Source organism: Kribbella sp. NBC_00382 (genome assembly GCF_036067295.1).
Lineage (GTDB): Bacteria > Actinomycetota > Actinomycetes > Propionibacteriales > Kribbellaceae > Kribbella.
Genome location: NZ_CP107954.1, coordinates 7,873,672 through 7,888,475, shown reverse-complemented (window position 1 = coordinate 7,888,475; position 14,804 = coordinate 7,873,672). Strand labels below are relative to the sequence as shown.

Here is a 14,804-nt window from a genome sequence, read left to right as displayed (position 1 = left end):
TCTGGCTCTGGCTTTCAGTGAGCGCGGCAGGTCTCGCAGCAGCAGGCAGCGTCGTCGGGTTGTCCGCCCCCAGCCGTATCTATGGCCAAGAGACGACCGTTCTTGCCGACGCATCCACCGCCCAGGACATCGTCAACCTCGTTCTCGTCGCACCCCTGATGGCCGTGCTTGGGGTGCGGGCGTCGCGCGGATCCCCGCGGGCCTACCTGTGTTGGCTGGGCTTTGTGGCGTTCACCGTCTACAACTACGCGATCTACGCGTTCTCAATTCACTTCGGACCGATGTTTCCGCTCTGGGTCGCAGTACTCGGTCTCTCGCTGTTCGCGCTGATCGGCGGCTTGTCGACCCTGGATACCGCTGCCGTCAAAGAACAGTTCCGGGATCGGGCAGAGCCGCTGCCGGCCTGGTTTCTGATCGTCGTCGCGGCGGCGTTCGCGATCCTCTGGCTGAGCGAGATCGTGCCGAACCTGCTGGCGGGAGATCCGTTGGCCAGCGCAACCGAGTGGAGGGTCCCGACCAATCCGGTCCACATACTGGATCTGGCCTTCTTCCTTCCCGCGGCCCTGGCCAGTGGGGTCCTGCTGCTACGCAGGCACCCCGTCGGCTACGCCACGGTCCCCGGCCAGCTCACCTGGGTCGCCCTGACGTGCCTACCGATTCTGGTCACCCCGCTGGTGGCCAACAGCCGAGGCCACGAGCCCGGCTGGCCCGTCATGGCCCCCATTGGTCTTCTTCTCGTCCTCGCACTGACGGCCTTGCTACTTCTGCTGCGGAGCGGGGACAGCAGGCCGGGTTAGCTGGCTTGGCGGATTTGGACGAGCAGGTCGGCCAGGCCGAAGCGCCAGCGGCGGGAGGCTTAACACCGTTGCGACCTCGGGGAAATGTGGCGACCTACATGTCGTGACATAAAAGTCTGCAGTTTCCGCCGCAGACCTGAGGAGTACTCCGGTGACGTTGAGCCAACCCACGGATGCCGAGCTGGACGTGATGATCCGCGCGCGTCTCGCCTCGATCGGCATCGATCTCGATCAGCTTCCCCCCGGCTCGCAGCCGGATCCGGAGACGGGCAGCCCCGGCCGCGACACCGCGCTGGCCGGGCTGCGCAGTTTTGTCCGGACGACTGTCGTCCCACTCGGCGCCTACCAATTCGCAGTACCGGGCGCAGATACCGACCAGGCGGCCTTGGCCCAGCAGCTCTCGCCCCCGTCGCTCTACCCGTCCATCGACGTCAAGCGGCAGGCCCGATGACAACCCAAGACGCGGCCGAAACCGCCCAAGACGCACCCCTGGACACGCGCGTCGACCGCCGCGCCTTCCTCCACCGAGCCAGCGCGCTCGCCGCCGTGACAACCGTCGGCACCATCGCCCTCCCATCCATCGCGTACGCCGGTCCAACAAGCGCTCCGACTCTCGACGGCGTCCCCAGCAACGTCCGCCCGGAAGCCCAGCTCGACGTCACCGAGCTGACGATCGCCGAGGCCGCCACCCTCATCCGCACCGGCCGACTGAAGCCCGAGAAGCTCCTCGAGGCCTACCTCGCCCGCATCGGCTCGTACGACGGCATCTACCAGGCGTTCAACCTCGTCCTAGCCGACGAAGCCCTCGCCCGCGCCAAGTCACTCGGCCGATCACGAGGTGGCGCACTCCACGGGATTCCCCTTGCGATCAAGGACAACTACTACACCCGCGGCATCCCCACCACGGCGAATTCGTACCTCTTCGAGAAGTTCCGCCCACCCTTCGACGCCACCGCCGTCCAAAGACTCAAAGCGGCCGGCGGCATAGTCCTAGGCAAGACCCAGATGGGCCCACTAGCCACCACCCGCGCCACCACCCCAGACGGCCGCATCACGACAGTCAACGCCTGGACACCGGCGGACCCCAGTACCGACCCAGGCGGTTCGTCCTCCGGATCGGCCACCGCCGTCGCCTCGCGGATGGCGACCTCAAGCGTCGGCACCCAAACCGGCGGTTCGATCATCGCGCCGTCGAACGCGCAAAACCTGACCGGCCTCAAACCCACCATGGGCCGCGTCTCCCTCCACGGCATCGTCCCCCTCAGCTACACCCGCGACCACCCCGGCCCGCTAGCCCGCGACGCCATGGACGCGGCGATCATGCTGACCGCGATGGCCGGCGAGGACCCCAACGACCCCCGCACCCAAGGCCTCCCGCCCGTCCCCGACCTGATCACCGCCGCCACACCCGTACTCCGAAACCGCAAACCCCGCGTCCGATGGAAAACCAGAGTCGGCGTCATCCCCGGCTTCACCGCCGGAACCACCGAGGTGGCAGCCGCCCGGCGAGCTGCCCTCGACACCTTGGCCGGCGTGCAGGACCTCCACGTCGTCGACGTCACCCTGCCCGACGAGTGGGACGTCCTCACCAACGCCGCCTTCAACAACGTCCGCCTCCCCGAACGCAGCGAACCGTTCCTCCCCATGCTGCGGGCCGACCTGCGCGGCTTCGGCGTCTCGGTGACGGGCTGGCTGCAGGGCGCATTGCTCGGCGCCGACGAGTACCTGATCGGCCAGCGCGCGAAGGTGCTGTTGCTGCAACGAGTACTGGACGACCTGTTCGAGCAGTGCGATGTCGTGGTGCAGACCAGTCCCAATCCGTTCGACTCGATCGGGCTCCCGGAGCTGGCCTTGCCGATCGGGTTCAGCACGGCTGGGATCCCGATCGGGACGATTCTGGGTGGCAAGCCCTTCGGCGAGGAGCGGTTGCTGGCCGTCGCGGCTGCGTACCAGGCGCTGACCGATTGGCATCAGCGGCGGCCGGAGGACCCGCAGGGCGGAGTACGGGCGCGGACGGTCGGGCAGGATCGCGGCCGGATCCGGGCCGAGGAGGTTCCCGACCTGATGCAGTGAGCCCCGGATAGCGGTGCCCGAGCGGGCGAGTATGAGAGTTCTGTGACTTTTCTGTCGCTGATCCGGCGATCATGCCTGCGCGGGCTGGCGTGCGGGGTTACAAAGGAAGTGGCGAAGGGAGCCACGCATGACGTACGACGTGGTGGTGCTCATCGAACGTGAGATGAGCGAGGGCGACGCAAGAAGGGTCGCCGCCCTGCATGCAAGGCACGAGGAGACGGTGGACTATCACGTCCTTGTCTCCAGTCATCCCACCGAGGGCCTCGGCGGTCCGATGGCGTTGCTGGGCTCCAGCTTCGCCGACGTCGCCGGCCTCTCCGCGGGTACCAGTCCAGGCCGCACAACAACCGCAACCGCCCTGGCCGACCCCCAGTTCGACCTGGCGTCGGTCATCGAGCACAGCTCCAGAAGACTCCGCAGCCACAACAACTGCCGAGTCAACGTCTCCATCACCCACGGCGAGATCCTGCTAGCCCTCAAAACCCTGGTCAACAGCACCAAGAGCCAAGAGGTAGTAGTAGTCGCCTGGCCCGAAACAGTCGCCCGCTTCCTCTGCTCCGACTGGCCCACCAACGCCCGCAAGGAACTAAAAGTCCCCCGAATCCGGGTCCTAGAACACGCCGACTAGCAGCCGCTGGCACCTTTTTGTACTGCTGGCGGCAAATTGGACGTCAGCAGTACAAGAAACAGTGTTCGTCCACAGGTTTCTGATGGATCGTCGGTATCTGCTGCGATGGCGGCACCTTCTATGGCATGAACAGAAAACTGGTGACAACGGCCGCTGAGCGGGGCGGCTGGTTCGATCGCTCGGGTGTCCTCGCGGCCGGCTACAACGACAACGACATCCGAGTGCGCCTCCGCACCGGACGCTGGGTGCGGCTGTGCCAGGGCGCCTATGCCGAGCTGCCCGATGACTTCGAGTCATGCCCCGAGTGGGAGCAGACGAGATGGCTCCATCGTCGGGCGGCCAAAGCGGTCTACCACCGCCTCGAAGGTCGTGCGGTGGTGAGCCATCAGTCGGCTGCACTGTTGCACGGAGTCGAGGTGACAGACCTCGACTTCGGACGTGTGCACCTGACCAAGCTGTCTGGCTGCGGCAGATCCAGCACTGCGATTTGCCAGCACTCCGCTCGCCCACCTGTGCTGGATCCGGTCGAGTTGGCTGGCGTGTGCTTGACGCCGGGCCCGCGAGCGGTGGTCGAGACGATTCGCTACACCCCGTATCCCGTCGGGGTGTCGGTGGTGGACGAGGCCCTCCGGATCGGACTGGCGACGACTTCGCAGCTCACGGATGCGCTCGAGTTGTTCAAGTCCCACAACGGCACCGGTACTGCGGTTCGGGCGGTGCAGTTCGGAGACGGTCTGGCCGAGTCCGTCGGCGAATCCCGGTTGAGGGTACTGATGGCGGATCTCGGTCTGCCGTCCCCGGTTCTTCAGGCAGAAGTCCGGAACGCGCTGGGTGGCTTGGTGGGCCGGGTCGACTTCCTCTTCGCGGAGTCGGGCGTGATCATCGAGTTCGACGGTGCGCTCAAGTACGCGGGCAAGGGCTCTCTGCCGCTGGTACGGGAGAAGCACCGCGAGGACGCCCTCCGCGACCTCGGCTATGAGGTAGTCCGCGCAACATGGTCCGACCTTGCCCGCCCCGACGAGCTGGCCCGGCGGATCCGTTCGGCGATGCGACGCGCGGCGAATCGGCGTACGCCGATGGCGGGTTTTGTGACCGCTGGCGGCAAATTGGGCGCCAGCGGCACGAAAAGCCGCTAGTCAGTCGTCGATCAGGGCTCGGAGGGGGTCTCGGTCGGGGGCTGGGACGTAGGTGGCGTAGTAGTCGTAGAGGTTTTGGCGGGTTAGGCGGGCGGCGGCTTGGCCGTTGCCTGCGCGGATCGCTTCGACGACCTCGGTGTGGTGGCGTAGGGATTCGAGCATCAGGGCGCGGCTGTTGGTCGCGTGGGCGATCTTGTCGGAGATCAGGCTCAGTACTACGCCGCGTACGACCTCGTTGCAGGTCTGGAGCAGGGAGTTGCGGCTGACCCGCGCGACTGCCTCGTGGAAGGCGACGTCGGCCTCGCTGAACGCGGCGAAGTCGACGTCGATCGCTGCCCGCATGGCGACGAGCGTCTGCTCCATCTCGACGAGCTGCTCGTCGGTGCGCAGGCGGGAGGCGAGCTGGATCGCGGCGCCGTCCATGATCATCCGGAAGGCGATCAGGTCGCTCAGCGACAACTCGTCGAGGTGAGCCAGGCGGGTCATCTGCTTGCGCAGCGGTCCGTGCGAGAACGGCAGGATCTCCGGGCCGTTCGGGTCGCCCGGCCTCGAGCGAACGACGCCGTTGCTCTCCAGCACCCTGAGTGCCTCGCGCACGGTCGACCGGCTGACGGCGAACTGGCTGACGAGCTCCCGCTCACTGGGCAGCCGCTGACCGGGGGAGAGGTCGCCACGGACGAGCGCGTCCTCGATCTGCTCGACGATCCGCTGGTACGCGCGGACCGTCTGCACCGGCTGGAAATTCGGCATCGGTCACCTCGATCGCTTGACAGCCCGTTCGGTAGCGACAAACCTAGTGGCCTATTGATACCTAGTCCACTGGTCTGACCAGTTACGGGTCCGGTGCTCACCGGCGATCCGCCGCGGCCGGTGCGCCGGTGGGCAGGCAAAATGCGCGCATGACGGTCAGAGGAGTTCGCGTGAAGTCGTATTCCACCCGGGCGATCGCGCTGTTCGGCGCTGCCGTGCTGGCCGCCAGCGCCGCGGCTTGCTCAGCGGGCTCCGGTACTTCATCAGGCTCCTCGCCGGGCGGCGACCAGTCGCTCACCGTCGGCCTGGTCGCCGAGCCGGCCAGCCTCGACTTCACCACGACCGATGGCGCCGCGATCCCGCAGGCATTGCTCGGAAACGTCTACAACGGGCTGGTCAAGCAGGACGAGGCCGGCAAGATCGTGCCGGACCTGGCCAAGTCGTGGACCGTCTCACCGGATCGCAAGACCTACACCTTCGAACTGGTCGACAACGCCAAGTTCACCAACGGCGCCGCCTTCACGGCCGCCGACGCGGTGTTCAGCATCAACCGGGTGAAGACGGCGTGGACCACCTCGCTGAAGTCGGCGATGGATGTCGTTTCGTCGGCCAAGGCGGTGTCGCCGACCCAGTTGCAGGTGACGCTGTCCACGCCGAGCAACGGCTGGCTGTTCCGGATGACGACCCGGGTCGGCGCGATGTTCTCCCAGACCGGCATCGACAAGCTGGCCACCGACCCGGTCGGCACCGGGCCGTACAAGTTCGGCAGCTGGAAGCGCGGCGACTCGATCGTGCTGCAGCGCAACGACGCGTACTGGGGTACGAAGCCGTTCTTCAACCAGGTCACGCTGAAGTACTTCAAGGACCCGACGGCGCTCAACAATGCGCTGCTCACCGGCACGATCAACCTGATCAGCACAGTCCAGGCGCCCGAGGCGCTGACCCAGTTCACCAGCAACAGCAAGTACCAGGTGATCGAGGGGACGACCAACGGCGAGGTCGTACTGTCGTTCAACAACTCGCGGCCGGTGTTCAAGAACCTAGCCGTTCGGCAGGCGATCCGGCAGGCGATCGATCACAAGGCCTTGCTGGACACGTGTTTCGCGGGGCGCGGCAAGCTGATCGGCAGTATGGTCCCGCCGACCGACCCGTGGTACGAGGACCTGACCGGTGTCGCGCCGTACGACAAGGCCAAGGCGACGGCTGCCCTGAAGGCTGTCGCCGGCACCACGCTTCGGCTCCGGCTGCCCACGTTGCCTTATGCAACGTCTTGCGGCCAGGTGGTGAAGAGCCAGCTGGAGCAGGTCGGGCTGAAGGTGACGATCGACCAGCTCGAGTTCCCGGCGGCCTGGCTGACCACGGTGTTCAAGAACGCCGACTACGACATGTCGATCATCGCGCACGTCGAGCCGCGCGACCTGGGCGCCGTCTTCAACGCGAAGTACTACACCCGGTACGACGACCCGACGCTGGTCGGCCTGCTCGCCGCGGCCGACTCCGGTGACGAGGCGGCGCAGACCGACAACATGAAGAAGGCCGCCCGGCGGATCTCCGAGCAGGCGGCGGCCGACTGGCTGTTCCTGCTGCCGAACCTGATGGTCGCCGACAAGAACCTGACCGGCCTGCCCACCAACGCGATCACCGAGTCCTTCGACCTGACCCGGCTCGCCCGCTCCTGATGGTTCTGGCCTGATGATCCTTCGCCTGGCCGAGCGCGCCGCGGTGCTGGTGATCAGCCTCGCGGTCGCCTCGGTGCTCGTCTTCGGCTTCATGGCGGTACTCCCGGGCGACCCGGCCCGGGTCGCGCTGGGCGTGAACGCATCGGACGAGGCCGTCGCCGCATTGCGTCAGCAGTTCGGCCTGGACCGGCCGTTGACCACCCAGTACTTCGATTGGCTCGGCGGACTGTTGCATGGCGACTTCGGTACGTCGTACGTGTCGAAGGTTGCCATCGGCCCGCAAGTCGCCGACCGCTTCCAGGTGACGCTCTGGCTGGTCGTCGTGGGCATGGTCGTCGCGCTGGTACTGGCCGCTCCCGCGGGAACGGTGATGGCCGCGCGGCATCGCCGGCTCTCTGGGCTTGCTCTCTCTGCTCTCTCTCAGTTGGGAGTCGCGATCCCGGCGTTTCTCGCGGGGATCTTGCTGATCATGGTGTTCGCGGTGAAGCTCGGCTGGCTGCCCGCCAACGGGTGGACGCCGCCGGCCTCGGATCCGGGGATGTTCCTCAAGCAGCTGATCCTGCCCGCGCTGTCGCTGGGGTTGGTACAGGGTGCCGTGCTGACCCGGTATGTGCGCAGCGCTGTGCTCGACGTCTTGCGTGAGGACTATCTGCGGACCGCACGGGCGAAAGGGTTGCGGCCGTTTCCCGCGTTGTGGCGGCATGGGTTGCGCAATGCGGCGGTACCGGTGGTGACCGTGCTCGGGTTGCAGTTGGCGACGTTGCTGATCGGGGCGGTCGTGGTCGAGCGGGTCTTCGTCATCCCGGGGCTCGGCAGCCTGCTGCTCGACGGGGTCTCCAATCGCGATCTGCTGCTCGTGCAGGACGTGGTCATGGTGCTCGTCGTCGCCGTCCTGGTGGTCAACTTCCTCGTCGATCTGCTGTACGTCGCCCTGGACCCCCGGTTGCGGGTGGCGCGATGAGGCGCTGGAACCCGAGTCTCGTGGTCGGCCTGGCGATCGTCGGCCTGATCGTGGTGGTCGCGTTGCTGTCCTTCGTCTGGACCCCGTACGACGCAACGCTCGTCGACCCGGCAGCCCGCCTGCTCAAGCCGTCGTGGGCGCATTGGTTCGGGACGGACAAGTTCGGGCGGGACATCCTGAGCCAGCTCATGATCGGGTCGCGGACGACGCTCTTCGTCGGGTTGGTCGCAGTCGGAGTCGCGGCCGTGATCGGCGTACCGGTCGGGATTCTGGCTGCGATGAGTCCGCGGTGGGTGTCAGAGGTCGTGATGCGGGGCAACGACTTGTTGCTGGCGTTCCCGGCGTTGCTGCTGGCCATCATGTTCGGGGCTGTGTTCGGGGCCAGCACGTTGACGGCGATGGTTGCCATCGGCATCGCTACGGTGCCTTCGTTCGCCCGGGTCATTCGGAGTGGGGCGTTGCAGGTGATGCGGACGGAGTACGTGCTGGCGGCTCGGGCTGCTGGGCGTCGGCCGTTTCCGGTGGCGTTGCGGCATGTGTTGCCGAACGTGACGAGTCTGATCACGGTGCAGGCTTCGGTGTCGTTCGCGATCGCAGTACTGGCTGAGGCTGCGTTGTCGTTCCTTGGTTATGGGACGCCGCCGCCGACTCCTTCGTGGGGGCGGATGTTGCAGGAGAGCCAGGAGTTCTTGTTCAGCGCGCCGCGGCTGGCGGTGTTCCCGGGGGTGGCGATCGCTCTGGCCGTACTCGGCTTCAACCTGCTCGGGGACGGGCTGCGGGACCGGTTCGATCCGAAGCTGGAGGACCGGCGATGAATGACGTGCTCACTGTGCAGGGGCTGACTGTCACCGTGCGGGACAAGACGCTGGTGGCTGATGTGGACCTGACCGTCGGGCCGGGGGAGCGAGTCGGGCTGATCGGGGAGTCCGGATCGGGGAAGTCGCTGACGGCGTTGAGCATCATCGGTCTGCTGCCCGAGGACGTCCACGCGGCCGGATCCGTCCGGCTGGCCGGCGTCGCGCACGAACTGATCGGCGCCGACGAGCGAAAGATGTCGCGAGTGCGGGGAAGCTCGCTGGCGATGGTCTTCCAGGAACCGATGACCGCCCTCAACCCGACCATGCGAGTGGGCGACCAGGTCGCCGAGGCGATGCTGATCCACCACACGGTGTCGGGTCGTCGTGCCGGTCGCCTCGCTGCCACTGAGCTTCTGGAACGCGTCGGCCTGCCCGGCACCTTTCGCTCGTATCCCCATCAGCTATCTGGTGGCCAACGGCAACGAGTTGTCGTAGCCCTTGCCCTCGCCAACGATCCCGCGCTGCTGATCTGCGACGAGCCGACCACCGCCCTCGACGTCACTGTGCAGGCGATGATCCTCGACCTGATCATGAAGGGCGTCGCTGCCCGTTCCTCTGCTCTGTTGTTCATCACCCACGACCTGGCGGTCGTCGCCACCGTTTGCCAACGAGTCCTGGTCATGTACGGCGGCCGAGTAGTCGAATCCGGCCCGGTCGCCGAGATCTTCACCAACCCACGCCACCGCTACACGCAGGGACTGCTGGCAGCCTCCGACCTGGAATCCGCCGAGGCCCGACTGCCCACCATCCCCGGCAACGTCCCGGCCGCCGGCCAGTTCCCGTCCGGCTGCGTCTTCCGCACCCGCTGCGCTCACGCCACCGAAATCTGCGCCGAGACACCACCGTGGGAAGGCTCCCCCGACTGCGGTTTCGCCTGCCACCACCCCGCTCCGGCCCTGGAGTCCACCCATGCCTGAGCCACGCCCCGCTGACACCCAAGAGCCTGGCCGACTTTCCAAGGGGCCGACCTCGACCAACTACGGTGCGACCATCGCCGACCCAAGCGCCCTCGCGATCCGAGTCGTCGACGTCCACCGCGACTACCCTCGTGCTCGCACCTCGTTGCTCAAGGCAACCCCGCCCGTCCACGCGTTGCGCGGTGTCAGCCTCGAAGTACAGCCCGGTGAACGGTTCGGAATCGTCGGCGAGTCAGGCTGTGGCAAGTCCACCCTGCTCCGCATCATCGCCGCCCTCGACCGCGCCACCTCCGGCCAGGTAGTTGTCGAAGGCACCGACATCACCAGGCTCCCGGAGCGCCGCCTCAAGTTCCTCCGGGAGAACCTGCAACTCGTCTTCCAGGACCCGATGAGCTCCCTCGACCCGCGGATGCGAGTCCGCGACATCATCGCCGAACCCCTCGTAGTACAAGGCCATCCCGCCTCCGTAGCCCGGGTCCACGAACTTCTGGAGGCGGTCGGATTGTCCGCAGACGCCGGCGACCGCTACCCGCATCAATTCTCTGGCGGCCAACGCCAACGCATCTCGATCGCCCGCGCCTTGGCGCCCCGCCCACGCATCCTCATCGCCGACGAACCAGTGAGCGCTCTCGACGTCTCAGTCCGCGCCCAGGTCCTCAACCTCGTCTCCGACCTCGTCGACGAACTCAGCCTCACCCTCGTCTTCGTCTCCCATGACCTGTCAGTGGTGAAGCACGTCTGCGACCGGGTGGCGGTCATGCACGCCGGCGAGATCGTCGAGACCGGCCCCACCGGCCAGGTCTACGCAACCCCCACGCACCCGTACACTCGCCGCCTCGTCTCCGCCATTCCCACCCTCCCGCGAGCCCTGGCCGGCGCCACCACCACAGACCTCCTGGAAGGAGCCGCCGAATGAACTTCCCTGAAGGTCTACCGATCGGCTCCGACTGGATCCCCACGCCGTCCACCGCTCCCGTCCATTTCCCGTACGACGGAACGCTGGTCGCTCAAGCCCCCATCGGCACTGTCGACCTGGCCAGGCAAGCACTCGAGAACGCGCTCTCTGTCCGTCTTGAAGTCGGCCGTCTGCCCTCCCACGTCAGGCGAAAGGTTTTGCAGGGAGCGCTCTCCGCTGTGGCCGAACACCGCGACGCTTTCGTCGACCTCCTCGTACTGGAGACAGGCAAGCCGCTCGTCGACTGCCGGGTCGAGGTCGAGCGCACCCTCCTCACCCTGGAGACGTCAGCCGAAGAGGTCGCCCGTCTCCACGGCGAAACGGTTCCCCTCGATCTACTCCCGAGCGGCGACGGACTCCAAGGCTTCTGGGTTCGCAAGCCGATCGGCGTGGTCGTCGGCATCACCGGCTTCAACTACCCGCTCCTGCTCGCCTGCCACAAACTCGCACCCGCCCTAGCCGCCGGCTGCCCAGTCATCATCAAGCCCGCGCCGCAGACTCCACTCGCCACTTTGTGGCTGGTTCACCTGGTACGAGAGGCGCTGGTCGCCGCCGGCGCGCCCGCTTCCGCCGTGCAGTTGGTGACCGGCGGCGTGGAGGTAGGCGCCACGCTCACCACCGACCGCCGAATCGGCGCTGTCTCGTTCACCGGCTCAGCCGCCGTCGGCCACCAGATCGCCCGAGACGCCGCGCCCACCAAGGTGCTGCTCGAGTTGGGCTCCAACTCCGCCCTGGTAGTAGCAGCGGACGCCGACCTTCCCGCGGCCGCCGATGCCGTAGTACGAGGCGGCTACTACGCCTCCGGCCAAGCCTGCATCAGCGTCCAACGAGTCATCGTGGTCGAGTCCGTCCGAGCCGCCTTCCTCGCCGAACTCACCCCACGCCTCGACCAGGTCGTAGTCGGCGACCCCCGCGACCCCGCGACCCGCGTCTCAGCCCTTATCGACGCACGCTCCACCACCCGAGTCCGCACGTGGATAGCCAACGCCATCACCGCCGGCGCCACCCTCGCCCATCCCCACCTCGAGACCTCCACGGCGACCTCCACAGTCGCGACCTCCACAGTCGCGACCTCCACCGCCGCGACCTCCACCGCCGCGACGCCGGCCGCCGTCTCTGGCGGCGCGGTCATCCAGCCGACCGTGCTGCTCGATCTCCCGCACGGCCAGCTCGTCTGGGACGAGGAGATCTTCGGCCCGGTCATCGCCATCCGCTCCGTGCCCGACATCGCCGCCGCCTTCGACACCGTCAACGCGTCCCGCTACGGGTTGCACGCCAGCGTCTTCACCAGTTCGCTGGAGATCGCGTTCGCCGCGATCGATCAGCTCGACGTCGGGGGAGTGGTGGTCAACGAGGTCCCCGGCTTCCGCTCCGACGTGATGCCGTACGGCGGCGTGAAGGACTCCGGTACCGGCCGAGAAGGCCCCCGCTTCGCCATCGAGGAACTCACCACCACCCGAATGGCGATCATCCGCCCGAAGCCGTTGACCCCGAAGCCCTGAATCGCGAACTCCTGAGGAGGTTCCCCGATGACCGACTACGCGAACTTGTTCCGGCTGGACGGTAAGCACGCGGTCGTCGTGGGTGCAGGCAGTGGCATCGGCCGCGAATCCGCCCTAGCCCTCGCCGCCCAGGGCGCACGCGTCACCGCCGCCGACCGCGATCTCGAGTCCGCCTCGGAGACAACGGCGCTCGGCACCGGGCTTACGGCGTACAAGCTGGATGTTCTCGACGAGCAGGCAGTCATGAAAGCTGCCCAAGAGCTCGGCGAGGTAGACATCCTCGTCTTCACCGCTGCCACCAATGTCCGCAAGCGGATCCTCGACTACACCGGCGGGGAGTTCGACCGAGTGGTCGCGCTCAACCTGCGCGCGTCGTTCGACCTCATCCGCGCGTTCGGCGGACCGATGGCGGCGCGGGGCCGGGGCAGCATCATGGGCTTCAGCTCGATCCGCGCGACCACCGTCGAACCCGGCCAATCGGTGTACGCGGCAACGAAAGCCGGCCTCGTACAACTGCTCCGGACCGCAGCCGCCGAGCTCGGCCCCAACGGTGTACGCGTCAACGCGATCGCCCCCGGCGTCGTCGAGACCCCACTCACCGCGCAGATCAAGGCCAACCAGGCCTGGTACGACGCGTACGCCCAGAAGTCAGCCTTAGGCCGCTGGGCCACCCCCGACGAACTCGCCGGCGCCGTCGTCTACCTGGCCTCCGACGCCTCCTCCTTCGTCACCGGCAGCGTCCTCCACGTCGACGGCGGCTGGACCGCGATCGACGGCCGCTTCGACCCACCCAACTGACTGTCAGCCCACTGCCCGCAGATGGCCCGCCCACCGACCGTCAGCCCCCACCGACTCGTCTGGAGCCCTGACCACGATGACTGAGCGCCTCGCCGATCTGACCGCCGTCGAGCTCGTTTCCCGTTACCAGGAAGGCTCTCTGTCACCCGTCGAGGTGCTCGAGGACGTACTCGCCCGAGTCGACTCCCTCGAACCCAAGCTCTGCGCCCTCTACGCCCCTGACCCGACGGCCGCCCGCGCGGCAGCCCGCGATTCGGAGTACAGGTGGCGGACCGGCGAACCGGCCGGCCCCCTGGACGGCGTACCGGTGACCGTTAAAGAAAACATCGCCACCCGCGGCACCCCTGTCCCGCAAGGAACAGCCGCGGCAGACCTGACTCCTGCGGCTGAGGACGCCCCAGCCGCAGCCCGCCTCCGCGCAGCCGGTGCAGTCATCTTCAGCAAGACCACGATGCCGGAGTACGGCATGCTCTCCTCCGGGGTCTCCACCTTCCACCACCTGTCCCGCAACCCCTGGGACCCCACCCGTACTCCGGGAGGCTCCAGCGCCGGAGCAGGCGCAGCCGCGGCCGCCGGGTACGGCCCAATCCACCTAGGTACCGACATAGGCGGCTCCATCCGCCTCCCTGCCGGCTGGTGTGGAGTAGTAGGCCTCAAGCCCACCCACGGCCGAGTAGCGGTCGGCAACCCCTACCCAGGCAGAGCAATCGGCCCACTAGCCCGTACTGCCGCCGACGCCGCCCTAGCCCTGACCGTCATCTCCGGCCCCGACCGCCGCGACTACACGTCCCTCCCACCCTGGCCGGACAGCCCAGCACCCGCTGCTGACGACTACAGCTCGCCCCTCGACCCGCAGGGCCTCCGCATCGCCCTGCTACTCGACGCAGGCCTCGGCTTACCGGTAGACCCCGAGGTGACCGCAGCCGTCTCCGCCGCGGCGGCCCTGCTGGAGAAGGCCGGCGCCATCGTCGAGCCGATCCCGCCGATCATCACGCGCGAAATGCTCGACGGCCTCGACCACTTCTGGCGCGTGCGTTCGGCGTACGACATCAACGCCCTCCCTCCCGATCGCAGCGCCAAGGTCCTGCCGGAGATCCGTCGCTGGGTCTCGACCGCTGGCGAGCTGACCGCGTTCGACGTCTTCCACGGCTACTCCCAGATGCACGCGATGGCCGTCGCGGTCGACACCGCCTTCGCCGACTACGACTTCATCCTGTCGCCGGTCGCGCCGATCACCGCCTTCGCCGCCGAGCTCGCCTACCCGACCGACGACCCGCTGAAGCCCTTCGAACACATCGCCTTCACCGTCCCGTACAACATGTCGACCCACCCCGCCGCCACGGTCAACTGCGGCTTCTCAAGTACGGGTCTCCCGATCGGCCTCCAGATCGCGGCACCCCGCTTCAACGACCTGGCAGCGCTCCGCCTGGCCGCCTACGTCGACGCTCAGACGCCCCACCGCCCCTGGCCCTCGATGTAGACCTGCGGTCTGCCGGCTTTTGTCTGTGATGAGGACTTGCAAACATCTTCAATTCACTACATAGTGAAGTCGTGGAGACCCCGATGGAGGACGTCAGCCAGTTCGCCGCAGGCTTGAGCGAGCGGATCCTGGCTGCTCAGCGGGCGTTCGACGAGGCGGAGCGCGAGCAGGACTACTACGCGATGGACGTCCGAAGCGGCGAGTTGAAGAGCCTGCGGCGGCTCGCGAGTGAGCACGGCTTGGTCGTGCCGGGCGACGGGGCGTGACCGGG

Annotated in this window: 15 protein-coding genes; 14 read left to right on the top strand and 1 reads right to left on the bottom strand. The window is 67.3% G+C overall.

Annotation, left to right across the window (positions count from 1 at the left end; translation table 11 throughout):
- Window positions 1-59 precede the first annotated feature (59 nt).
- From OHA70_RS37040 to OHA70_RS37020, 5 genes are all read left to right on the top strand, one after another.
- Window positions 60-797, top strand: a complete 738-nt coding sequence (locus OHA70_RS37040; protein WP_328326047.1) for a hypothetical protein — start codon at window positions 60-62, stop codon at window positions 795-797.
- A 151-nt stretch (window positions 798-948) separates the two neighbouring features.
- A complete protein-coding gene (locus OHA70_RS37035) occupies window positions 949-1,248 on the top strand; it encodes a hypothetical protein (RefSeq protein WP_328326045.1) in 300 nt (99 codons plus the stop codon).
- Window positions 1,245-2,870, top strand: coding sequence for an amidase (locus tag OHA70_RS37030; RefSeq protein WP_328326043.1), 1,626 nt, complete (start codon window positions 1,245-1,247; stop codon window positions 2,868-2,870). Before OHA70_RS37035 ends, OHA70_RS37030 begins: the two co-directional genes overlap by 4 nt.
- 127 nt (window positions 2,871-2,997) lie before the next feature.
- A complete protein-coding gene (locus OHA70_RS37025) occupies window positions 2,998-3,498 on the top strand; it encodes a hypothetical protein (protein ID WP_328326041.1) in 501 nt (166 codons plus the stop codon).
- Window positions 3,499-3,623: 125 nt separating this feature from the next.
- Complete coding sequence (locus OHA70_RS37020) at window positions 3,624-4,634, top strand: hypothetical protein (RefSeq protein ID WP_328326039.1); 1,011 nt, start codon at window positions 3,624-3,626, stop codon at window positions 4,632-4,634.
- On the opposite strand, the gene OHA70_RS37015 is transcribed toward OHA70_RS37020, so the two are convergent.
- On the bottom strand, window positions 4,635-5,384 hold the full coding sequence (locus tag OHA70_RS37015) for a FadR/GntR family transcriptional regulator (protein WP_328326037.1): 750 nt from the start codon (window positions 5,382-5,384) through the stop codon (window positions 4,635-4,637). It lies immediately after the preceding gene.
- 170 nt (window positions 5,385-5,554) lie between these two features.
- On the opposite strand from OHA70_RS37015, the gene OHA70_RS37010 reads away from it, so the two are divergent.
- The 9 genes from OHA70_RS37010 to OHA70_RS36970 all read left to right on the top strand — a co-directional run bounded on the left by OHA70_RS37010 (window position 5,555) and on the right by OHA70_RS36970 (window position 14,799).
- Window positions 5,555-7,063: an ABC transporter substrate-binding protein gene (locus tag OHA70_RS37010; protein WP_328326035.1), complete on the top strand. Its 1,509-nt coding sequence runs from the start codon at window positions 5,555-5,557 to the stop codon at window positions 7,061-7,063.
- A 13-nt stretch (window positions 7,064-7,076) separates the two neighbouring features.
- On the top strand, window positions 7,077-8,024 hold the full coding sequence (locus OHA70_RS37005; RefSeq protein ID WP_328326032.1) for an ABC transporter permease: 948 nt from the start codon (window positions 7,077-7,079) through the stop codon (window positions 8,022-8,024).
- Entirely contained in the window at window positions 8,021-8,839 is an 819-nt protein-coding gene (locus OHA70_RS37000; RefSeq protein ID WP_328326030.1) for an ABC transporter permease, read from the top strand. The genes OHA70_RS37005 and OHA70_RS37000 overlap by 4 nt, the downstream gene beginning before the upstream one ends.
- Complete coding sequence (locus OHA70_RS36995) at window positions 8,836-9,798, top strand: ABC transporter ATP-binding protein (protein WP_328326028.1); 963 nt, start codon at window positions 8,836-8,838, stop codon at window positions 9,796-9,798. The genes OHA70_RS37000 and OHA70_RS36995 overlap by 4 nt, the downstream gene beginning before the upstream one ends.
- Entirely contained in the window at window positions 9,791-10,714 is a 924-nt protein-coding gene (locus tag OHA70_RS36990) for an ATP-binding cassette domain-containing protein (RefSeq protein WP_328326026.1), read from the top strand. The genes OHA70_RS36995 and OHA70_RS36990 overlap by 8 nt, the downstream gene beginning before the upstream one ends.
- Window positions 10,711-12,255 carry an aldehyde dehydrogenase family protein gene (locus tag OHA70_RS36985; protein WP_328326023.1) on the top strand — a complete coding sequence of 515 codons (1,545 nt, stop codon included), beginning with the start codon at window positions 10,711-10,713 and terminating at the stop codon, window positions 12,253-12,255. The genes OHA70_RS36990 and OHA70_RS36985 overlap by 4 nt, the downstream gene beginning before the upstream one ends.
- A gap of 27 nt (window positions 12,256-12,282) precedes the next feature.
- A complete protein-coding gene (locus tag OHA70_RS36980) occupies window positions 12,283-13,053 on the top strand; it encodes an SDR family NAD(P)-dependent oxidoreductase (protein WP_328326021.1) in 771 nt (256 codons plus the stop codon).
- 76 nt (window positions 13,054-13,129) lie between these two features.
- Window positions 13,130-14,533, top strand: a complete 1,404-nt coding sequence (locus OHA70_RS36975) for an amidase (protein WP_328326019.1) — start codon at window positions 13,130-13,132, stop codon at window positions 14,531-14,533.
- A 71-nt stretch (window positions 14,534-14,604) separates the two neighbouring features.
- Window positions 14,605-14,799 (top strand): hypothetical protein, encoded by a 195-nt coding sequence (locus OHA70_RS36970; RefSeq protein ID WP_328326017.1) that lies wholly within the window; start codon window positions 14,605-14,607, stop codon window positions 14,797-14,799.
- Window positions 14,800-14,804 lie beyond the last annotated feature (5 nt).